The following is a 20,642-nucleotide window of genomic DNA, read 5'->3' as shown; positions in this document are numbered from 1 at the left end:
CCGCAATGGTTCAGTCGTCCGAGGCGCGCAGAGCCAACCAGGCAGCCACGCGGTCGTCGGGGTCGGCCATGGACAGTCCCAGCAGATCCTCGATGCGTCGGATCCGCGCCGCCAGCGTCTGCCGATGGATTCGCAGTCGCGTCGCGCTCTCGCCCCAGGCGCTGTTCGTGGCGAGGAAGACACGCAGGGTCTCGATCAGCTCCGGGTGCTGTTCAGCACCCCTCAGCGGGTCGAGGAGCCTCCCGATGCGCTGCGTCTGATCCGCCCCCAGGTGCCCGAGCACCAGGGACACCGTGGGGATGGACTCGTACCTGACGACGCGCTCACCACCCGCCCGCGCGGCCTCGCTCGCCTGGCGGGCTTCGTCGACGCTGCGCGCGAGCGCGTCCGTCGCACTCGGACGACCGAGACCGAGGTAGAGCGTCGAGGCGAAGGTCCGCACGCGGTGCGCGATCTCCTCCGCGTGTTCCTCCCGGACGACACCGCGGATCAGTCCGCGCTGAGCGGCGAACACATGCTCGGCCCCGAGCTCGTCGAGCCACAGCGCGAGCAGATGCTCGGTATCGACGCCGCTCGTGCGCGAGACGAGGGCGAATCCCATGAGAATTCTCTCGTGCACACCCCAGCGGCGGAGGAGCCGGGTGGCCTCCTCCCCACCCTCGAGCACGGTCTCCAGCATCATCGACCGCCCGAGACGCTCGAGGTGACTGCTGTCGCGCGTGCGCATCAGCAGGTCCAGCAGGGCCGCCGCTTGAGAGCTGAGTTCCCTTCCGCGCCCTGAGCTGTCGTTGCGCGGGGCGGTGACGAGCTGCGCGGTGATGTCTTGACCGGGGCCGACCGGATGCACCTGCAGGGCGCGATGGCGCACCCGGACGGGGCGACCGACCGCGACCGCGATCGCGTCGTCGATATGCAGGCTTCCCGCGCCGGCGGTCGTGATGACCTCTCCATGTCGGTCGAGAAGCACCGCCCAGCCGTCGATCCGGTGCGCGAGTTCGGCGATGACACCGGTGATCCCGCTTCGTCGAGCGGCGAGGGTCAGCACGCGCATCGCAGAGGTGATCGCCCTGGCTTCGGCTGCCTGGTCGACGGCGAGCAGCGCGGTCAGCGTCGGCGTCAACAGGTCGTCGGCGATACCCGCTCCGACGATCGACGTGATGCGTCGTTCCTCGAGCACCTGGTGCACCGCCGGCGTGTCCGCGGCGGTGACCACGACCGCGTCCTGGAGCAGTGCGAGCCTCTCCGGGTCGTCGACCAGTTCGCCGAGCTGAGCGGCCTCGACGACGACCAGGGTGGTGAAGAGGTGCTCGGAAGGAGCACTGAAGGAGTCCAGACCGACGACGGAGTTCACGTGACGCGAGCTCGGCACCGCTCCGTCCAGAAGCCGTCCTTGGAGGTATCGCGCCACGGAGGCGACATCACGAGCCACCTGCCGATCATACAAAGTGTGACTCCCCCGCAGTGAATCCACACATTCGTCGAATGCCTCCGGGTCGGCAGTCTCCTAGCATCGTCGGCATCCCCACTTACCCGAAGGATGTCATGAAAGCTGTTGTCTTCCGCGATCCGCAGTCTCCGATCGAGTTCGTCGACGTCGACCTCGCTCCGCCCCGCGCCGGCGAAGTGCGCGTCCGCATCGCCGCTGCGGGCGTCTGCCACTCCGACCTCCATGTGAAGCGCGGCGAGTGGGATGCTGCCGCGCCCCTGGTGATGGGGCACGAGGGCTCCGGTGTCGTGACCGAACTCGGCGAGGGCGTCACGACCCTGGCGGTCGGCGATCACGTGGTCCTGAGCTGGGTTCCGCCGTGCGGGGAATGCCGTTATTGCCGCGCCGGCCATGAGGCGCGCTGCCAGAAGGTGGCGACGGTCGTCGCTCCCCTGGGCGTGCTCTTCGATGGCACATCGCGCCTGAGCCGCGATGGCGAGCAGCTCCACCACTACCTCGGCGTCTCCTCCTTCGCCGAAGAGGTCGTCGTGCCCGCGTCGGGTGCCGTCAAGGTCCGCGACGATGCCCCGCTCGATGTCGTCGCGGTCGTCGGTTGCGCCGTGGCCACCGGGGTGGGTGCGGTCCTCAACACGGCGGCGGTCGAACCGGGATCCACCGTGGTCGTGATCGGCTGTGGTGGCGTCGGCCTCAATGTGGTCCAGGGCGCGCGACTCGCCGGCGCGGAGCGCATCGTCGCGATCGACGTGCGTCCGGAGAAGACACAGATGGCGTTGCAGTTCGGCGCCACCGACCGCATCGACGCCTCCCAGGGCGATGCCGTGGCGCAGTTGCGCGAACTCATCCCGGACGGTGTCGATTACGCGTTCGACGCGATCGGACGCACCTCCACCACCGAGCAGTCGATCCAGATGCTCGGCCTCGGTGGTGCGGCCGTGATCGTCGGGCTTCCCCCGACGGGCGCCCGCGCATCATTCGAGCCCCTCGTCCTCGCCGAGGCGGATCAGCGCATCCTCGGCTCGAACTACGGCTCGGTGCGCCCCTCCATCGATGTCCCGGCCCTCGTCGACCGCTACATGGATGGACAGCTCAAGATCGATCCGCTGATCTCGGGCCGCCGGCCTCTTGCCGAGGCCGCAGGCGCGCTCGACGACCTCGAGACCGGCTCGGCGCTGCGTACCCTGCTCATCCCCTGAGCACCCGTCATCCCCTGACCGCCCTTCACCCCCTCCACCCTGAAACCCGAATCCAGGAGAACCATGTCAGACACCGTCGTCGCCCCGCCTGGCGCACCCCGGGATGCCGGTCTTCGCACCGGCGTCATGAGCGGACCAGAGCTCGCCGCCCAGGCCATCGCCAACATCGCTCCCAGCGCCGTCATCGCCTTCACGGCGGCGGCCATCTTCCTCGGTGCGGGCAACGGCACCATCTACGCCTTCGCCCTCGCCACGATCGTGATCCTGTGCGTCGGGTACTGCGTGGTGGTGTTCGCCCGCAAGCACGCCTCCGCCGGGTCGCTGTACACGTACGTGTCCAAGGGCCTCGGCCCGTTCGGCGCGTTCCTCGCTGGTGTGACACTGCTGATCGGCTGCTTCGGCATCGCGGCGGCCTCCCTCAGCGGGTCCGTGAGCTACATGGCACAGTTCCTCAGCATGCTTGGACTCCCCGCCCAGGGCCTCGGCTGGGACATCGGCCTCGCGATCATGCTCGGCGGCCTGGCGACGCTGTTCACCATCCGCGGCATCCGCCTGTCCGCGCGGGTGTCGCTCGTCCTCGAGCTCGTGTCCGTCGGCATCATCCTCGTGCTCCTGATCACGGCGCTGGTCTGGGCGGGTCCCGCCGCCTGGGACCCCGCGCAGGTGCTCGCGACAGGATCGTCGTTCCAGGGAATCGCGTCCGGCATGGTGCTCGGCATCCTCGGTTTCGTGGGTTTCTCGTCCGCCGATGCCCTCGGGCGAGAGGCCAAGGAGCCGTACAAGGCGATCCCCCGCGCGATCATGTGGAGCGCTCTCGGCGTCGGCGTGCTCTACGTCTTCGCCGCCTACACGCAGATCACCGTGCTCGGTGACGATCTCGCCACCGCCTCAAGCCCGCTGGAGAGCATGTCGGCCCTGATCGGGATGCCCGGCTGGTTCGCCGCCGTGCTCACCTTCGGCGTCTCCGCGTCGTTCTTCGCCGTCGTGGTCGCACCCCTCAACGTGATCGGCCGCATCGTCTACGTGATGGGCAAAGAGGGCGTCGTCGCCGAGCGCTTCGGACGCACGCACGAGCAGCACCTCACACCTCATCGCGTCCTGATCATCGCCGGAGCGGCGGCCGTCGCGGTCGACATCGTGCTGCTGCTCTCGGGAGCGGCGACCGGCGAGATCCTCGTGTGGGTGAACACCTGGGGCACCTACGGCTACATGGTCGCCTACGCCCTCGTGGCGATCGCCTGCGTGGTCTACACGCAGCGGGCGAAGATGCGCAACGGTCTCGTGAAGGTGTGCGCGACCGTCGCGGTCGGCACCATGGGCTACGTCTTCTTCGCGAACGTGTGGCCGGTGCCGGCGTTCCCGTACAACGTGATCCCCTACGTGTTCCTGGTGACGGTCGCCCTGGCGCTCACCCGGTACGCGTACCTCGCCCGACGTCGTCCCGACGTCATCGCCCGCATCGGCAACACCGAGACCAGCGCGATGGAGGGTGTCGGCTGACCCGACACCGCCGATCGAAGGAGCCTCTCCCCACGGAGGGGCTCCTTCTGTCGAGTCTGGACTCGACAGGATCTCTCGGCCCGCCGGAGAACGAGAAAAGCCCCCTCCGTGGAGGGGGCTTTTCCGATTGGCTCCCCGGCTTGGACTCGAACCAAGAACCTGCCGGTTAACAGCCGGCTGCTCTGCCAATTGAGCTACCGAGGAATGTGCGCCGCTGAGCGGGCAACTCGTCAAGCTTAGCAAACTCCCGGAGGTGTTCACGACACGGCGGCGCGGTTCCGGGATGCCGGGCGTGTCGGGGTCAGTGCCGTGAGTCCGACTCCGCGTTCGGCACCCAGAGCAGGTCCTTGCCGACTCCGCGGGCCACGACATGCCCACTGCGGAGCATGAGGGTCTCGGCGTTCAGTTCGCGGATGAAGTCGGCGTCGTTGGTCACGAGGAGGGCCGCCATCGACTGCTCCCTGCGACGGCGGGTGATCGCGTCGAAGACCACCGGACGCACCTCGAGGTCGAGGTTCGCGAGCACCTCGTCGGCGATGAGCACCTTCGGCTCGAGCACGAACGACCGCGCGATGGCCACACGCTGGCGCATGCCGGCGCTGAGTTCGTAGGGGAACTTCGACGCGGTCCCGAGCGGCAGGTGCAGCTCGTCGAGCAGCATGGCCACGCGGATCGAGAGGGCCTTGGTGTTCACCCGGCGCTCCCGGATGAGGATCGGCTCCGCGATCACCTCGTTCACGGTGAGCCGAGGCGGCAGGTCTGCCCCGGCGCCCTGCGGAACGAAGCCGGTGCGATAGGTGAGGATGCGGTGTTTGCGACCGGGACGGCGCACATCGACGCCGCAGACCTGGGCGCTGCCTCCGACGACCTTGACCGAGGGGTCGGTGGATCCGGCAAGGGCGGCGACCAACGTCGACTTTCCTGAGCCCGTGGGTCCGGCGACGCAGATGAGCCCACCGGGCGCCAGCGAGAACGTGACACCGTCGACCGCGCGCGTCGGCATCCCGTGGCCGATGCGGTCGATCACCAGATCGGCGCAGTCGATCGCGTTCGTTGATTCGGGCCTGCGGGACATGACTCCATCCTGCCGCCTGCCGGCCCCCGCTCCCCGTTACGACTCGGCGAAGCACTGACGCTCTGCGTCGATGTCGCGCAGGCGCATCCGCAGCGCGCGACCACCATCGGAATCGGCAGGCACGCGTTGCACCGCACCGAGGAGTTCCTGCTTCTCGTGCTCGAGCTGCCGGAGCACGAGCCTGCGGGCGAGGTCGGCCACAGTGGCGACGGCCCGCTCCTCCGTCCGCTCGGGGAACGGCGTCATCAACAGCTCCCCCGCGAGGGAGCGGTAGGGTTCACGCACGCCGTTCACGGCCTCGGTCACCCAGCCGGCCCTGGTGCGGTCCGGAGCCGCCGCAACCGCCTCACGCACGGCGTCCAGCCCTGGAGTCCGGAAGGGTGCCTCCAACGCCCGGTTGAGCAGCGCCTGATCGACCTGGTGTCCGTACTGGAGCGCACCCATCAGCGCGTCGCGTTCGACCGCGACGTCGGGGCTGCGCGGCAGACTCGCCAGCGTCACCGGGGCGACGAGGGGAGCCCCCGTGACCGAGTCGATCTGCGGGGCCTCCCGACGCGGCTGCTGCGGGGTCGAGGCTCCGCGAGCGGCGCGTTCGACCTCACTGCGCACTTCGGTGGGGTCCATCCCGAGCCGCCGCGCCAGTACGCGTTCGTATCCCGGGCGAAGAAGCTGATCGCGGATCTCCGCCACGATGGGAGCGGCCGCCCGCAATGCACCGACGCGCCCTTCCACCGTGGAGAGGTCGAAGCCGCCGAGTTTGCGGTCGATCGCGAACTCGAACATCGGCTGCTTGGTGTCCATCAGGCCCCGAACCGCGGCATCTCCTCGCCGGAGTCGCAGGTCACACGGATCCATACCGTCGGGCGCGACCGCGACGAAGGTCTGCGCGTTGAATCGGTCATCCTCGGTAAAGGCACGCAGGGCCGCCTTCTGACCGGCTTCATCACCGTCGAAGGTGAAGACCACCTCGCCTGAGGCGTTGTCATCACCCATCACGCGGCGCAGCACCTTGATGTGCTCGGTGCCGAACGCCGTACCGCATGTGGCGATCGCCGTCGTGAGCCCCGCGAGATGGCAGGCCATCACATCGGTGTAGCCCTCGACCACCACGACCCGGCGTGGGTCGCCTCTGGCGATGTCGCGCTTGGCGAGGTCGAGCCCGTACAACACCTGCGCCTTCTTGTAGATCGGCGTCTCCGGGGTATTCAGGTACTTCGGCCCCTGGTCGTCGTCGAACAGCTTGCGGGCGCCGAAGCCGATCGTCTGCCCCGACACGTCCCTGATCGGCCACACGAGACGCCCGCGGAATCTGTCGTAGACACCGCGCTGTCCGGTCGAGACGAGGCCGGCGTTGCTGAGCTCCTCGCGGGTGAACCCCTGCGCGGTGAGCGCCTTCAGCATGCCGTCCCAGCCACGCGGGGCGAAGCCGACTCCGAAATGCGCTGCAGCACCTGCATCGAACCCGCGCTCCCCGAGGAAGCGACGTCCTGCCTCGGCGTCCGGGGTGAGCAACTGCGCGCGGAAGAACTCCGCGGCTGCGGTGTTGGCTGCATACAGCCGACTCCGCCCGCTCGTCTCGGGGGCGGCTCCGCCGTCCTCGTAGTGCAGCGTGTACCCGATGCGGCCGGCGAGACGCTCCACCGCCTCCGTGAAGCTGACGTGGTCCATCTCCCGGAGGAAGGAGTACACGTCTCCGGACTCCCCGCATCCGAAGCAGTGGTAGTACCCGACCTGCTGCCGGACATGGAAACTCGGGCTCTTCTCGTCGTGGAACGGGCACAGGCCCTTGAGGGATCCGACTCCGGCGGGCTTCAGCGCCACGCGCTCGCCGATGATGTCGGCGATGTTCGTGCGCGCCTTCACCTCATCGACATCGGCCTGACGGATCCGCGGCATCAGTGCGCTCTTTCCGCGACGGGAACGCGCTCGGTGTGCGGCCGCGCACCGGGGCGGGCGTGACGGGGAGTCCAGATCCCCACCTCGGCCGGGTCGATCTCCCCGACGAGACGGTTGTGCCAGTCGATGGCGCTCTGATCGGTGAGGCTCGCGATCTGATCCACGACGACTCTGGCGCGCTGGGCGTCGGTCTCCGCCGCGATGAAGTCGGCGGCGAACGCGGGCTCGAGCACATCGGAACCCGCGGACCACAGCGCATCGGTCGACCAGAGGGCATCGGCGAGCCTCTTCAGCACGCGCCGCTGCTCCTTGTAGACGCCCTTGCGGGCTTCGATCGTGACGATGGCCTGGCCCATGATGCCCTTCAACACGGCGATCTCCACCTCGATCACCCGCGGGACGATGACATGGGCGTTGTACCGGACCAGCGCCTTCGTACCGTACGCCTCCCTGGTGGCGGAGACCGAAGCACGGGCGAAACGTCCGATCAGGTCACTCGTGAGGTTCTTGAGCCGCGCGAGAGCCTGACGGGAACGATCGAACGAGGAGAGCCACATCGGCTGCGACGCCAGACGGTAGAGCGCGTCGGCGAGCTCGTCACGCGTGAAGTCGTACCCGACCCACTGCTGGATACGCCCGACGAGTGCGTCGTGCTGAGCGGGGTCGGCGAGCTGGGCGACGTCGACGTAGCCGTTGACGATCGCATCCTCGAAGTCGTGGACGGAGTAGGCGATGTCGTCCGAGAGGTCCATGATCTCGGCCTCGATGCACCGGAGTCGACCAGGAGCGCCTTCGCGCATCCAGCGGAACACGGCCTCATCCTCGGGGTACACGCCGAACTTCAGACGTCCACCGGGATCGGGGACCGGGCTGTCGACCGTCCACGGGTACTTGCACGTCGCGTCGAGGCTGGCGCGGGTCAGGTTCAGGCCGACCGAGCGGTCGCTGTCATCGAGCACCTTCGCCTCGAGTCGGGACAGGATGCGCAGGGACTGGGCGTTCCCCTCGAACCCCCCGATGGGCTCTGCCCACTCGTTCAGTGCCCGCTCGCCGTTGTGACCGAAGGGAGGATGCCCCAGGTCGTGGCTGAGGCACGCGGTGTCGACGACATCGGCCGACACGTCCAGTGCGACAGCGAGCTCGCGCCCGACCTGAGCGACCTCGAGGGAATGCGTCAGACGGTTGCGGGCGAAATCCGCGGTGCTGGCAGGGCTGAGCACCTGTGTCTTGGCGGCGAGTCGGCGCAGCGCGGCAGAATGCAGGACACGGGCACGATCACGAGCGAAGTCGTTGCGCTCGGATCGATGGGTCTCGGCGAAGAAGCGTTCGGCGTCTCGCGCGTCGTAGCCGTCGGCACGCAGGCCTGGCCGGGGGTCAACCGCCACTGTTCTCGATCTCCGCTCCACGCATCATCTCCGAGGTGTCGGATGCGATCTCCCGCGACTCCAACCACTTGTCCGGCAGGGCCGTGCGCTTCGGGTGTCCTGCCCGCCCGCGCTGCCCCTCTGCGTCCGCACCGGGATACGGTGCCGTGTGATCGAGCCGGCCGAGGAGGTCGTCGATCTCGGCGAGGCTGGACGCCGTGGCGAGTCCGGTGCGGATGTCGCCCCCGACCGGGTAGCCCTTGAAGTACCAGGAGACGTGCTTGCGGATGTCACGGCATCCGCGATCCTCATCCTCGAAGAACTCGACGAGGAGCTCGGCGTGGCGGCGGAAGGCGTCAGCGACGAAGCCGAGCGTCGCGTCGACCGTCTTCCCCTCCCCGCCGAACGCGGTCGCCAACTCGCCGAACAGCCAAGGGCGTCCGAGGCAGCCGCGCCCGACCACCACTCCGTCGCAGTCGGTCTGCGCCATCATGCGCACCGCATCGTCGGCCGACCAGATGTCGCCGTTCCCCAGCACCGGGATGCTCGTGACCGCCTGCTTCAGCTCGCCGATCGCGTTCCAGTCCGCGAACCCGGAGTAGTACTCGCCGGCAGTCCTGGCATGCAGCGCCACGGCGGCGGCCCCGGCGTCTTCGGCCGCACGCCCGGCATCGAGGAACGTGAGGTGATCCTTGTCGATGCCTTTGCGCATCTTCACGGTGAGAGGGATGTCGCCGGCGGCTTTCACCGCCTGGTCGACGATGTCGGCGAACAGCTTCGACTTCCACGGCAGCGCCGCTCCCCCGCCGCGACGGGTGACCTTCGGCACCGGGCACCCGAAGTTGAGGTCGATGTGGTCGGCGTGATCCTCGGCGACGATGATGCGCACGGCCTCCGCGATGGTCTTCGGGTCGACGCCGTAGAGCTGGATGGACCGCGGCGTCTCGGACTCGTGGTGCCGGATGAGTCGCATCGTGGTCTCGTTGCGTTCGACGAGCGCCCGCGAGGTGATCATCTCGCTCACGTAGAGCCCGGCGCCGTACTCGCGACACAGACGTCGGAAGGCGGTGTTGGTGATCCCCGCCATGGGTGCGAGGACGACCGGCACGTCGAGATCGATCGGGCCGATGCGAAGAGGGCGGGCGGGGGCGGTGGCGAGAGTCATGTCCTGTCCATTCTCCCAGACGCGGAGCCCGGAGGGATGCGGCGATCTAAGCTGTGCATATGACCGAATCCTCGCTCCGCACCATCCCGTTCACCGACGCGAAGGGCGAGGAGAAGACGCTCGACGATCTGGGCGCCGATGTCGTGCTCGTGGTCAACGTCGCGTCCAAGTGCGGGCTGACGCCGCAGTACGAGCAGCTGGAGGAACTGCAGCGTCTGTACGGCGATCGCGGGTTCACCGTCGTCGGCTTCCCCTGCAACCAGTTCTTCGGTCAGGAGCCCGGCTCTGTCGACGACATCCTCGAGTTCTGCTCGACGACCTACGGCGTCACCTTCCCCGTCAACGACAAGGTCAAAGTGAACGGCAAGAACGCCGCCGAGCTCTACAAGGCGCTCAAGGAGACTCCCGACGCCGGTGGCAAAGCCGGCCGCGTGGAATGGAACTTCGAGAAGTTCCTCGTGCTGCCGGACGGGGACGTCCTGCGCTTCCGGCCGAAGCAGAAGCCGGACGCCCCCGAGATCGTCAGTGCGATCGAAGCGGCGCTGACCCGCTAGAACGCGCCGGCCCGTCAGACGGCCGCGGTCTCCGACTCGGCCTCTCCGCGCTTGGACCAGAGGTCGCGGAGAACGTTCTCGAACGCCGCGGGCGGTTGCGCGCCGCTGATGCCGTACTGGCCGTCGACGACGAAGAACGGCACGCCCTGGATTCCGTAGGCGCGGGCCTGCGCCTGGTCCTGACGCACGGCGAGCAGGTACTGCTCGCTCTCGAGTGCTGCGCGGGCACGGTCTGCGTCGAGCCCGACCTCGACAGCCAGCTCGACGAGATCATCGATGCGACCGACGTGCTTGCCCTCGGTGAAGTAGGCGGACATGAGCCGCTCTTCCATCTCGTGCTGCAGCCCCTCTGCCTTGGCGAAGTGCAGCAGCTCGTGCGCCTTCACCGTGTTCGTGTGCTGCAGCAGATCGAACCGGTACTCGAGGCCGGCGTTCGCCGCCACACCCGTCACGTTCGAGAGCATCTGCTCGACCTGCTCGCGCGGCATGCCCTTGTGGCCTGCGAGGAAGTCGATCTCGTCACCGTCGAAGTCGACGGGGGTGTCGGGCGAGAGCTCGAACGAGTGGAAGGTGATGTTGACCTGCGGTGCGTCCTCGTCGGCCGCGACGGCTTCGAGACCCTTCTCGAGGTTGCGCTTGCCGATGTAGCACCAGGGGCAGGCGATGTCGGACCAGATGTCGATGGAGATGGGTTCAGTCACACTGCTATGCAACCGCATGCACCTACGGGCTATTCCGAACCCGATCCGAGCCGCGGATAGGATTCTCGGATGCTCTCCGCCGAAGACCCGCTGCCCTCCGTCCCCGAGCGCGTGCTCGTCGCCGGCGTCTCAGGGTCCGGCAAGACCACGCTCGCCCGACGGCTGGCCCGCCTGTGGAACCTGCGCCATGTGGAGATCGACGGCCTGTTCCACGGCCCCGAGTGGACGCCGCGCCCCGAGTTCCTCGACGACGTGCGGGCCTTGGCAGCGGAGGAGCACTGGATCACCGAGTGGCAGTACACGAGCAAGGGAACGGACGACATCCTCCCCCCGCGCGCACAGCTCGCGATCTGGCTCGACTACCCGTACCGCGTGGTGCGAGGCCGCCTGATCCGGCGCACGCTGGCTCGAGGCGTGCTGCGGCTCGAGCTCTGGAACGGCAACCGCGAGAAGGGGCCGTGGACCATGTTCCGCCGTGATCCGGAGGAGAACATCCTCGCGTGGCAGGCAGCGACACTTCACAAGTGGACGGAGCGCTTCCCCGCGTTGCAGGAGCGCTTCCCGCACCTCACGATCGTCCGTCTCCGTCATCCGCGGGAGACGAGACGGTGGCTGCGTGCTCAGGCAGAGGCGTCGGGAACGTCGATCGCACCGCCGAAGCGACGGTCGCGCGCCAGATAGATCCCGATCGCCCGCCACAGCTCCTCGCGCGAGAAATCGGGCCAGAGCGTGTCGAGGAAGACCATCTCGGCGTATGCCGACTGCCACAGTAGGAAGTTCGAGGTGCGTTGTTCGCCCGAGCTGCGCAGGAACAGATCGACGTCCGGCATGTCGGGGACGTACAGATGGCGGCGGATCATCTTCTCGGTGATCGCCTTGGGCTTCACGCGCCCTGCCACGACATCGTCGGCGATCGCCCGCATGGCATCCACGAGTTCGACCCTGCCGCCGTAGTTGACGCACATCGTGAGCGTGAGCACGTCATTGTCGCGGGTCAGTCGCTCAGCGTGCTGCAACTCCTTGATGACGCTGCCCCACAGGCGCGGCTTGCGGCCGGCCCAGCGGATGCGCACACCCCATTCGTTGAGCTGATCGCGACGGCGGTGCAGGACGTCGCGGTTGTAACCCATGAGGAAGCGGACCTCTTCCGGCGAACGCGCCCAGTTCTCGGTCGAGAAGGCGTACACCGAGAGGTGCTTGACCCCCGCCTGGATCGCGCCGGCGACCACGTCGAGCAAGACCTCCTCCCCCGCCTTGTGCCCCTCGATGCGGTTGAGTCCCCGGCGGTTCGCCCACCGGCCGTTGCCGTCCATGACGATCGCCACGTGCTCGGGCACGGACCGGAACGCGGGCGGGTACGAACCTGTCCAGTCCAGCGGTCGATAGGGGACGGCGTCCTTGTGCGTATAGGGCTTCGGGCTCACCGTGCTCCTTCTGAAGTGATGTCTGACACATGGGAGAGGGAGCGGATGCCGCGCTCCAGGTGCCATTGGGCGTACGCGGAGACAAGTCCCGAGGCTGCGGCGGTGTCGGCCGGCGCCGCTGCGTCGATCACGTCCCACTCCCCCGCGATGAGCGAACGGAGCAACGCCAGGGTCTTCTCTGCGACACGCGGGCTGCCTGCCGGGGCGCAGTTCTGGCAGACGAGCCCACCGAGCTGAGCGACGAATCGCGAGTGCGGCCCTGGGGTGCCGCAGCGGGCGCACTCGTCGAGCGATGGCGCCCAACCCGACAGCGACATCACCCGCAGCAGGTACGAGTCGAGGATGCTCCGTGCGACGTGCTCTCCCCGCGACAACGCCCGCAGCCCGCCGACGAGCAGCAGGTACTGATCGGGAGTGGCCTCCGCGTCGCTCAGACGGTCCGCCGTCTCCACCATGGCGTTGGCCGCGGTGAAGCGGTCGTAGTGTGCGGCGATGTCGGTGCCGTAAGAGCCGAGGGACTCGGCCTGCTGCACGATGTCGAGCGAGCGGCCCTGGTAGAGCTGCACGTCGGCGACCATGAACGGCTCGAGCCTGGCGCCGAACTTGGACGACGTCCGGCGTACCCCCTTCGCCACCGCGCGGACTTTGCCGTGCCGTCTCGACAGCATCGTGACGATGCGATCCGCCTCACCGAGTTTGTGGGTGCGCAGGATCACCGCTTCGTCTCGATAGGTGGGCACCCTTCGATTATCCTCCGTGCGCGAGAATGAACGGGTGACCGAACCGCTCTTCATCATTCCGCTCTGGGCGGACCTGCTCGGCGTCGGCCTCGGCGGAGTCCAGGGCGCGATGTTCGCATCGGGTTTCCAGGGTCAGAGACGGCTCGACTGGCTCGGGGTGGCCATCATCGGCATCATGATCGGGATGGGCGGTGGTCTGATCCGCGACATCCTGCTCGGGCAGACCCCCGCCACGCTGCAGAATCAGTGGTACCTGGTCACTGCGGCCGGCGCCGCGCTTCTGGGCATGCTGCTCGCCGGGCTCTTCACCCGCCTGAACACCGCCATCGTCGTCCTCGATGCCGTGGTGATCGGCATGTTCGGCGCCTTCGGCGCGAGCAAGGCCCTCGCCTTCGGGATTCCCGAGGTGCCGGCGGTCTTCATCGGCGTCTGTGCCGCGGTCGGAGGAAGCGTGCTCCGCGACATGCTGATGGGCCTGCCGACCGCGATCATGCACGTCGGCTCGCTGTATGCGGTCGCTGCCGGAGCGGGGTGCACGTTCATCGTGATCGCCGTCGCACTCGGGATGCCGATTCCCCTCGCGGCGGTCATCGGCATCGTCGTGACGGCCGTGATCCGGATCCTCGCGGTGACGTTCGATGTCTCGCTCCCGGAGCAGCGCCGTCTCTACCGCCGTAAGGTCGCCGCGGAGACCGGCGCGATCGCGATCGTGAAGCCTCAGGACTGACCGGTTCAGGTGCCGCGGAGGCGGTCCGCGCCGCGTACCATGCCGGCGAGTCCGTCGATCACTCGCTCGAGACCGAAGTCCCACGCCGTTCGAGCGTCGTAGGGAACGCCCATGGCTTCCCCCGCAGACCGACCCACCGACCTGGCGAGCGGCATCTCCTCACCGAGGTAGGCCGCCAGACGCGGTGCGGCCTCTGCCCACGATGCCGCGAACGCCGCTGCGCGCTGCTCCTCGCGCATCCGAGCCGCCGCAGAGAGAGTGAAGTCCAGCACGAAACTCAGCGCCGCGTCACGCTCCACGTCGCTGAGACCGAGGTCGTCGAAAGCATGGAGTTCCCGGTCGTACTTGGCGATGGTGCCAGGGCCGAATGCGACACGGGGATCGTGGATGTCGATGAGCCATGGATGAGCGCGGAAGAGGCGCAGGTTGTCCTCGGCGACCGCCCGGACCGCCCCACGCCAGCCCGAGGCCTCCGCGGGCTCACTGCGAAGACTGGCGTGCATCACATCCGCCATCAGCACGAGCAGGTCGGCGCGACTGTTGACGTGCGTGTAGATCGACATCGGGGTGAGGTCGAGGGACTGCGCCAGCGAGCGGATCGTCACCGCGCCGAGGCCGTCGGCGTCGGCCAGTGCGACGGCACGATCCACGACGTCATCCGCCGAGTGACGTGCCTTCGGCCCGCGCTGGCGGGTCACGGGAGCCGCGGGGCTGTGCCGCCAGAGCAGATCGACGAGATTCTTGGCCATCGGGAATAGCCTAGACCGCTTCCGCCTTAACCTTGTACACTGTACAGACTTTTGGAATGGAGAACCGTGAACATCACTCAGACCGCCCTCTCGTTCAACGTCCCCGACGTGGCGGCCTCCGCCGCCTTCGCCACGACGCACTTCGGCTTCGAGGAGGCGATGTCCGCGGACGGCTTCGTCTCGTTGCAGCACCCGGGGCCCGTCCCGAACATGATCTTCCTCCAGACCGGGCTCTCGACGTTCCGCCCACAAGAGATCGCCGGCTCCGCCGGTCAGGGCACCCTGATCGTCTTCGTCGTCGACGATATCGACCGGGAGTTCACCCGCATCGCCGACGCAGGCGCTCGTGTGGTCACCCCTCCGGAGACTGAACCCTGGGGTGAGCGCTATGGTCAGTTCGCCGACCCCAACGGCCTCATCTGGCAGCTGGTGCAGTGGGTGGACTGACCTCTACCTCGAATCGCGCGATCGGTCCCCTCCTGTCGACGGACACGACCGATCGCGCGATTCGAACCGGGATCAGACGGTTGCCAGCTCCTGCTGACGCGTGCGGATCGAACGGTTCACACCCGAGACGATCGCCTTGAGCGATGCGGTGGAGATGTCTCCGTCGATGCCTACACCCCACAGGCGCTGGTCGCCGACCTGCAGCTCGACGTAGGCCGCGGCCTGCGCGTCTCCGCCGGCGCTGAGAGCGTGCTCGACGTAGTCGTAGACCGTGATGTCGAAGCCCTGTCCACGCAACACCTCGACGAACGCCGCGACCGGACCGTTGCCGTTGCCCGTGACGGACACTTGCTGATCGTCGTCGCGGAGCACCACGTCAAGTGCCACGTCGCCCGACATGTCGCTCCGGGTCTGGGTCGCGAGCAGTTCGAAGCGCCCCCACTTGGCTGCGGTGTCGGCGGCGGGGAGGTACTCGTCGTTGAAGATCGACCAGATCTGCTCGCTGGTGACCTCGCCGCCCTCGGCATCCGTCTTGGCCTGCACGACTCCGGAGAACTCGATCTGCAGCTTGCGGGGCAGATCGATCGCGTGGTCGGCCTTGAGCAGGTAGGCGACGCCACCCTTGCCGGACTGCGAGTTCACGCGGATCACGGCCTCATAGGAGCGACCGAGGTCCTTCGGGTCGATGGGCAGGTACGGCACCGCCCACTCGATCTCATCCACCGTGACGCCCTGCGCCTCGGCCTTGGCCGCCATGGCCTCGAACCCCTTCTTGATCGCGTCCTGGTGGGAGCCGCTGAATGCCGTGAAGACGAGGTCACCCGCCCACGGGCTGCGCTCGGGCACCGGCAGCTGGTTGCAGTACTCGACCGTGCGCTTGACCTGGTCGATGTCGCTGAAGTCGATCTGCGGGTCGATGCCCTGCGTGAACATGTTGATCCCCAGCGCGACGAGGTCGACGTTGCCGGTGCGTTCACCGTTGCCGAACAGGCAGCCTTCGATACGGTCGGCCCCGGCCATGTATCCGAGCTCGGCGGCCGCGATCGCGGTGCCGCGGTCGTTGTGCGGGTGCAGCGACAGAATCACGTTCTCGCGGTGCGCGAGATTGCGGCTCATCCACTCGATCGAGTCGGCATACACGTTCGGCGATGCCATCTCGACGGTCGCCGGGAGGTTGATGATGACCTTGCGGTCGGGCGTGGGCTCGAAGACCTCGATCACCTGGTTGCAGATGTCCACGGCGAACTCGAGCTCGGTCCCCGTGTAGCTCTCGGGCGAGTACTCGTAGTACACCTTCGTGTCGGGGATCGTCTTCTCGAACTCCCGGCACAGCCGGGCGCCCTCGAGTGCGATGTCGATGATGCCCTGCTTGTCGGTGCGGAAGACCACCTCGCGCTGCAGCACGCTCGTGGAGTTGTACAGGTGCACGATGGCCTGCTTCGCTCCCGCGATCGCCTCATAGGTGCGGGCGATCAGGTGCTCGCGCGCCTGCGTCAGGACCTGGATCGTGACATCGTCGGGGATGAGGTTCTCCTCGATGAGCTGACGCACGAAGTCGAAGTCGGTCTGGCTCGCGGAGGGGAAGCCGACCTCGATCTCCTTGTACCCCATGCTGACGAGCAGCTCGAACATGACGCGCTTGCGCTCGGGCGACATCGGGTCGATGAGCGCCTGGTTGCCGTCGCGGAGGTCGACCGCGCACCAGCGGGGCGCCTCGGTGATGCGGGCATCGGGCCAGGTGCGGTCCGGCAGCTGGACGGTGATCTGCTCGTGGAACGGCCGGTACTTGTGGATCGGCATCGCGGACGGGCGCTGAGTGTTCTGCATGATGGGGCTTCTTCTCTTCGTCAGGGTAAACGGGCCAACACAAGCGCCGCGACGAGGAAGGCCCTAGCTTTAGGACTCGTCGCGGCAGCTAAGAAGAAGCAGACCGCCGAAAGGCATGTGGTCATGCTAGCAGGGTTGACTCCGCCGATTCGACGGGTGTGAGACGTTTCCTTCGCTGTCGACACTCCCCGATATGAGCACATCGCCGCGTCGCCTGACCCTCGCCGTCGCCTCCGTCTTCGGCCTGCTGCTCCTGAGCGCCTGCACCTCCGGGCCCGGAGGCTCCGCGGCGCCGACGAGCACGTCTGCACCATCAGGGCAGGGGCTCGAAGACGTCCGGCCTGACCTCCCGGAAGGGCGCGTGATCGGCGTGGGCACGGTGCTCGATGTGGCGGGCGAGGTACAGCTGTGTCTGGGAGCGATCATGGAATCGCATCCGCCCCAGTGCAGCGGAGTGCCTCTCGCCGGCTGGTCCTGGGCCGGACTCGAGGGCAGCGAGTCCAGCGGAGAGACCACCTGGGGCGCATACGCCGTCTACGCGACCTACGACGGTGAACGGCTCACCAACACCGATCCACCGATCATGCTCGCGTTGTTCGACCCGATCCCAACGGAGGATCCGACGGGCGGCGTCGACGGCACCACACCGGCCGACGAGCTCACGAGGATCCAGGACGACATCGCCACCCGTCTCGGTGGAGAGGCGCTCACCGTCAGCACGGACCGCGGCTACGTCCGGCTCAGCGTCACGTGGGATGACGGTGCCATCCAGGAGGCCGCTGACGCGGAGTTCGGTGACGGCGTCGTGATCGTGACCTCAGCGCTTCGGGAGATCGACTGAGCTACGGGATCAACGCGAGCTTGCCTCCGGGGTGACCCGTGGCGAGGAGTCGGTGGGCCGCGCGTGCCTCGAAGAGCGGAAACGTGCGGGCCAGGGGAACGACGAGATCGCCGTTCTGCGCCAGAGCGACCAGCTCGCTGCGGACCTCATCCCGGAAACGTGCGCTCTCGGGCATGGAGCCGGCGATGGCGAGGATGCCGTCGGCCGTCGCGCGGTCAGCCGCGGCGATGGTCACGATCCGCCGACGATCGCCTACCAGTTCGAGCGATGCATCCACCGCTTCGTGCGTCCCCACGGCGTCCAATGCCGCAGCGATCGGCCCGTCCGCCAGAGCGCGCACACGTGCGGCGAGCCCCGAGCCGTAGCGCACCGGGAGCCCTCCGAATCGTCGCACCTCGTCGAACCGGGACTCGCTCGCCGTTCCGATGACGCGTATGCCGCGCAGGCGTGCCTGCTGCAGCACGCTCGCACCGACAGCACCGGAGGCACCGTGGAGCAGGATCGTCTCCCCCGGCGCCGCACCGGTGACGGCGAGCATCTCCGCGGCAGTCGTACCCACGAGGAGCAGGTTCGCCGCCTCCGGATGCGTCAGGGTGGAGGGCTTCGCGAAGACCTTCTCAGCCGGGACGGTGACCGCGGTCGCATAGCCGCCTCGCACGCGGAAGGCGATGACCTCGTCGCCGATGTCGACAGCGCCCGAACCGATGCGGGTACCCTGGCCGATTGCCGAGACCTCTCCCGAGACCTCATACCCGATCGGCACCGGCAGCTCGATGCCCGGTCGGGCAGCAGCGACATGTTTCGCATCAGCGGGGTTCACCCCGGCGGCGAGGACGCGAATGGTGACCATTCCGTGTTCCGGAGCCGGAATGTCGTGCTCGACGAACTCCCAGAGGTCGGGCGAACCCCACCCCGCGGCGACCCAGTGCCGCGCTCGAGAGACCACCGCCGTCATCGCTCGGACCTGCTCAGAGGACGCAGCGGAGGTTGTTGACCGTGCCTGCGAGGTTCGCCCAGCTTCCCGCGTTGACGGTGGTGACCGTGGTGCTGCCGTTTCGCGCCTGCACGTGGCCGGAGCTCCGCGCATTGGCGACCGACTTCGCGATGAACGTGGAGGGAATCGTGTTGACGCTGCACACGCTGAACGTGAGCTTGTTGCCGCCGAGCGACCCGGCGCTGTAGGCGCAGAACCGATCGGTCGCACAGCTCCCGACCGAACGCGCCGACCGGAGCGCGATGGTCCCGATCGCGAGTTCCATGCCGAGCGCGGGCCACGCCGCATGCGTCGAATCGATGATCACACCGCCGGGCACTTCCTCGAGCATCGCGATGATCTCGGGAGCGACAGCGTCGTCGCCCTCCAGAGCAGCCTGCGCCGGTGCCGCACTGAGAAGCAGTATTGCGCTCAGCATCGTCGCAGCGACGATAACCCTCGGCCTCATCTGATCTCCTCCTCATCGAGGTCCCACATCTGATACGAGATGATCGAACCGGCGGCGAAGACGTCGTCTGCGATCAACACGGTGCGTTCGACGCCCACGATCCTGCCGGTGTCACGGGAGACCAGGATCAGATCGCTGGCGGCGCCATCCGGCGATATGACCCTGACGCCGTTCACTTCCCGCCCCAGACGGTCCTTCGTCATCCCGAGCGCTTCCCCGCCCTGCGCCTCCTCGAGGAGCGCGAGCAGCTCGCGGTGCTGCGCGTTCGTCAGCGTCCACTGGTCGAGGACCGACGTGAAAGCCACCTCGACGTCGTACGCCGTCGGGTTCTCCGGCATGCCGAAGGCACGGAGGATGGCGATCATGTCCTGACGCGTCTCGCCCGGCACGTCGGTCCACGGGGTGTAGAAATCGCCCGGCGCCATGACGAGGTCGGTGACGACCTCCCCACTGCTGGTCACCTCGGCGGCGTTGCTCGCCACCGCGTCCTCCGGATCGTAGGGGACGCCGGCGACGATCGTCATCCGGCCCGAGCCGTCCGGTTCCCACGTGAGCGTGGAGAGCTGCGGGACGACCTTGCTGACCTTCGCCTCGACCTCGACCGAGAACCCCCAGAAGGCGGTCCGCACGGCGCGCTCCGGCGCTGCGGGTCCGGTCGGACCGGCGAGAGCCGCGTCCGCGTCATCCACCGTCTGCGCGACCGTGGTCGAGCCTTCGAAGTCGAGAGGCGATGGCATCCCGGCCACCGCGGCGCCCTGGGGCGAGAAGACGGCGAAGGCCAGGGCGGTGGATGCGGCGACCGCCGTCAGCCCGGAGGCCCAGCCGATCGCCCGCTGACGTCTCCTGCGAGGCGCCGCACTCGTGCGGAGGATACGATCCCTGGTCGCGAGAGCCCGGGCATCGGGTGCCGCCTCACGCGGCGTCGGTGCGGGATCGGCATCGATCAGCATCCGTTCGAGTACGGCATCGTCAATCATCACCCGTTATCAGCCCCTCCAGACCCAGCTCCGCACGCAGGCGTTCCCGCGCACGTCCCAGCGACTTCCGCACCCGGAACTCGGAAGTGCGCGACAACTCCGCGATCTCCCCCACCGTGAGTCCGTCCCAGTACGTGAGCATGATGATACGCCTCTGGCGGGGAGTGAGGACAGCCAAAGCACGCATGACCGCCACCCTGCCGACAGGATCGGGTTCACCTTCCTCGCCGGAGACGCCGAGACGCACGGCATCGAACACACCGTGCGGTGCTGACGTACGACCGGAGCGGGCACCCAGTCGCCGATCAGCTGCCCGCAGAAGCCAGACCCGACTCGGCGGACGGACAGGGCGCAGCTTCGTCCAGGCGAGCAGGAAGACCTCCGAGACGATCTCGGTGACCTCGGCCTCGGCGCCGACCACGCCCTCGATGTGGTGCCGAACGGCTGCCCAGTGTTCGTCGAACACCCGGCTGAAGACCTCGTCGCGCAGCGGATTCGGGTCTTCGCTGCGGCCGCTCATGTCGTCGGGGTCGGCGGCCTTCCCGCCGCCATCGACGTAGTGCCGGATGTCAT

General features: G+C 67.9%; 21 protein-coding genes and 1 tRNA gene. 7 read left to right on the top strand and 15 right to left on the bottom strand.

Going from position 1 to position 20,642, the window contains the following annotated elements; translation table 11 throughout:
* Positions 1 to 10: 10 nt before the first annotated feature.
* Entirely contained in the window at positions 11 to 1,429 is a 1,419-nt protein-coding gene (locus FFS56_RS04720; protein WP_127012124.1) for a PucR family transcriptional regulator, read from the bottom strand.
* Positions 1,430 to 1,542: 113 nt separating this feature from the next.
* Between FFS56_RS04720 and FFS56_RS04715 the strand changes: the two genes are divergently transcribed.
* A complete protein-coding gene (locus FFS56_RS04715) occupies positions 1,543 to 2,640 on the top strand; it encodes a Zn-dependent alcohol dehydrogenase (protein WP_046749158.1) in 1,098 nt (365 codons plus the stop codon).
* A gap of 63 nt (positions 2,641 to 2,703) precedes the next feature.
* Entirely contained in the window at positions 2,704 to 4,140 is a 1,437-nt protein-coding gene (locus FFS56_RS04710; protein ID WP_127012123.1) for an APC family permease, read from the top strand.
* 128 nt (positions 4,141 to 4,268) lie between these two features.
* Here the strand turns inward: FFS56_RS04710 and FFS56_RS04705 are convergent.
* The 5 genes from FFS56_RS04705 to dusB all read right to left on the bottom strand — a co-directional run bounded on the left by FFS56_RS04705 (position 4,269) and on the right by dusB (position 9,640).
* Positions 4,269 to 4,344: transfer RNA gene (locus FFS56_RS04705), tRNA-Asn, on the bottom strand.
* Between the two features lie 97 nt (positions 4,345 to 4,441).
* Positions 4,442 to 5,215 (bottom strand): ATP-binding cassette domain-containing protein, encoded by a 774-nt coding sequence (locus FFS56_RS04700; RefSeq protein ID WP_046749179.1) that lies wholly within the window; start codon positions 5,213 to 5,215, stop codon positions 4,442 to 4,444.
* Positions 5,216 to 5,251: 36 nt separating this feature from the next.
* Complete coding sequence (gene dnaG, locus FFS56_RS04695; RefSeq protein WP_127012122.1) at positions 5,252 to 7,111, bottom strand: DNA primase; 1,860 nt, start codon at positions 7,109 to 7,111, stop codon at positions 5,252 to 5,254.
* Entirely contained in the window at positions 7,111 to 8,496 is a 1,386-nt protein-coding gene (locus tag FFS56_RS04690) for a deoxyguanosinetriphosphate triphosphohydrolase (protein WP_046749181.1), read from the bottom strand. The genes dnaG and FFS56_RS04690 overlap by 1 nt, the downstream gene beginning before the upstream one ends.
* Positions 8,486 to 9,640, bottom strand: a complete 1,155-nt coding sequence (gene dusB / locus FFS56_RS04685; protein ID WP_061015339.1) for a tRNA dihydrouridine synthase DusB — start codon at positions 9,638 to 9,640, stop codon at positions 8,486 to 8,488. Before dusB ends, FFS56_RS04690 begins: the two co-directional genes overlap by 11 nt.
* A gap of 59 nt (positions 9,641 to 9,699) precedes the next feature.
* Here dusB and FFS56_RS04680 point away from each other — a divergent pair, with 59 nt between their 5' ends.
* A complete protein-coding gene (locus tag FFS56_RS04680) occupies positions 9,700 to 10,194 on the top strand; it encodes a glutathione peroxidase (RefSeq protein WP_046749183.1) in 495 nt (164 codons plus the stop codon).
* Between the two features lie 14 nt (positions 10,195 to 10,208).
* Here FFS56_RS04680 and FFS56_RS04675 read toward each other — a convergent pair whose 3' ends face one another.
* On the bottom strand, positions 10,209 to 10,895 hold the full coding sequence (locus FFS56_RS04675; protein WP_127012121.1) for a DsbA family oxidoreductase: 687 nt from the start codon (positions 10,893 to 10,895) through the stop codon (positions 10,209 to 10,211).
* 69 nt (positions 10,896 to 10,964) lie between these two features.
* Between FFS56_RS04675 and FFS56_RS04670 the strand changes: the two genes are divergently transcribed.
* A complete protein-coding gene (locus FFS56_RS04670) occupies positions 10,965 to 11,576 on the top strand; it encodes an AAA family ATPase (protein WP_127012120.1) in 612 nt (203 codons plus the stop codon).
* On the opposite strand, the gene FFS56_RS04665 is transcribed toward FFS56_RS04670, so the two are convergent.
* Together FFS56_RS04665 and recO are read right to left on the bottom strand one after the other, a co-directional pair.
* Complete coding sequence (locus FFS56_RS04665) at positions 11,516 to 12,319, bottom strand: isoprenyl transferase (RefSeq protein ID WP_127012119.1); 804 nt, start codon at positions 12,317 to 12,319, stop codon at positions 11,516 to 11,518. The genes FFS56_RS04670 and FFS56_RS04665 overlap by 61 nt on opposite strands.
* Entirely contained in the window at positions 12,316 to 13,059 is a 744-nt protein-coding gene (gene recO, locus FFS56_RS04660) for a DNA repair protein RecO (RefSeq protein ID WP_046749187.1), read from the bottom strand. Before recO ends, FFS56_RS04665 begins: the two co-directional genes overlap by 4 nt.
* A gap of 34 nt (positions 13,060 to 13,093) precedes the next feature.
* Between recO and FFS56_RS04655 the strand changes: the two genes are divergently transcribed.
* Positions 13,094 to 13,786, top strand: a complete 693-nt coding sequence (locus FFS56_RS04655) for a TRIC cation channel family protein (protein ID WP_127012117.1) — start codon at positions 13,094 to 13,096, stop codon at positions 13,784 to 13,786.
* Positions 13,787 to 13,791: 5 nt separating this feature from the next.
* On the opposite strand, the gene FFS56_RS04650 is transcribed toward FFS56_RS04655, so the two are convergent.
* Positions 13,792 to 14,535, bottom strand: coding sequence for a TetR/AcrR family transcriptional regulator C-terminal domain-containing protein (locus FFS56_RS04650; protein WP_127012116.1), 744 nt, complete (start codon positions 14,533 to 14,535; stop codon positions 13,792 to 13,794).
* 66 nt (positions 14,536 to 14,601) lie between these two features.
* On the opposite strand from FFS56_RS04650, the gene FFS56_RS04645 reads away from it, so the two are divergent.
* On the top strand, positions 14,602 to 14,982 hold the full coding sequence (locus FFS56_RS04645) for a VOC family protein (protein ID WP_046749190.1): 381 nt from the start codon (positions 14,602 to 14,604) through the stop codon (positions 14,980 to 14,982).
* A 72-nt stretch (positions 14,983 to 15,054) separates the two neighbouring features.
* On the opposite strand, the gene leuA is transcribed toward FFS56_RS04645, so the two are convergent.
* A complete protein-coding gene (leuA, locus tag FFS56_RS04640) occupies positions 15,055 to 16,809 on the bottom strand; it encodes a 2-isopropylmalate synthase (protein ID WP_046749191.1) in 1,755 nt (584 codons plus the stop codon).
* Positions 16,810 to 17,002: 193 nt separating this feature from the next.
* Here leuA and FFS56_RS04635 point away from each other — a divergent pair, with 193 nt between their 5' ends.
* Positions 17,003 to 17,650, top strand: a complete 648-nt coding sequence (locus FFS56_RS04635) for a hypothetical protein (protein ID WP_052748808.1) — start codon at positions 17,003 to 17,005, stop codon at positions 17,648 to 17,650.
* 1 nt (position 17,651) lies between these two features.
* Here the strand turns inward: FFS56_RS04635 and FFS56_RS04630 are convergent, their stop codons facing one another.
* The 4 genes from FFS56_RS04630 to FFS56_RS04615 are packed head-to-tail and all read right to left on the bottom strand — an operon-like array spanning position 17,652 to position 20,589.
* Positions 17,652 to 18,605, bottom strand: coding sequence for an NADP-dependent oxidoreductase (locus tag FFS56_RS04630; RefSeq protein ID WP_046749192.1), 954 nt, complete (start codon positions 18,603 to 18,605; stop codon positions 17,652 to 17,654).
* Between the two features lie 13 nt (positions 18,606 to 18,618).
* The gene (locus FFS56_RS04625) at positions 18,619 to 19,092 is read right to left on the bottom strand and encodes a hypothetical protein (RefSeq protein ID WP_046749193.1); all 474 of its coding nucleotides are present in this window, start codon (positions 19,090 to 19,092) and stop codon (positions 18,619 to 18,621) included.
* Positions 19,089 to 20,069: a hypothetical protein gene (locus tag FFS56_RS04620; protein WP_046749194.1), complete on the bottom strand. Its 981-nt coding sequence runs from the start codon at positions 20,067 to 20,069 to the stop codon at positions 19,089 to 19,091. The genes FFS56_RS04625 and FFS56_RS04620 overlap by 4 nt, the downstream gene beginning before the upstream one ends.
* The gene (locus FFS56_RS04615) at positions 20,062 to 20,589 is read right to left on the bottom strand and encodes a sigma-70 family RNA polymerase sigma factor (protein ID WP_046749195.1); all 528 of its coding nucleotides are present in this window, start codon (positions 20,587 to 20,589) and stop codon (positions 20,062 to 20,064) included. The genes FFS56_RS04620 and FFS56_RS04615 overlap by 8 nt, the downstream gene beginning before the upstream one ends.
* Between the last annotated feature and the right edge of the window lie 53 nt (positions 20,590 to 20,642).

Source organism: Microbacterium sp. Beta (assembly GCF_005502545.1).
GTDB classification, from domain to species: domain Bacteria; phylum Actinomycetota; class Actinomycetes; order Actinomycetales; family Microbacteriaceae; genus Microbacterium; species Microbacterium oxydans.
This window is presented reverse-complemented; position numbering and strand designations above follow the sequence as displayed.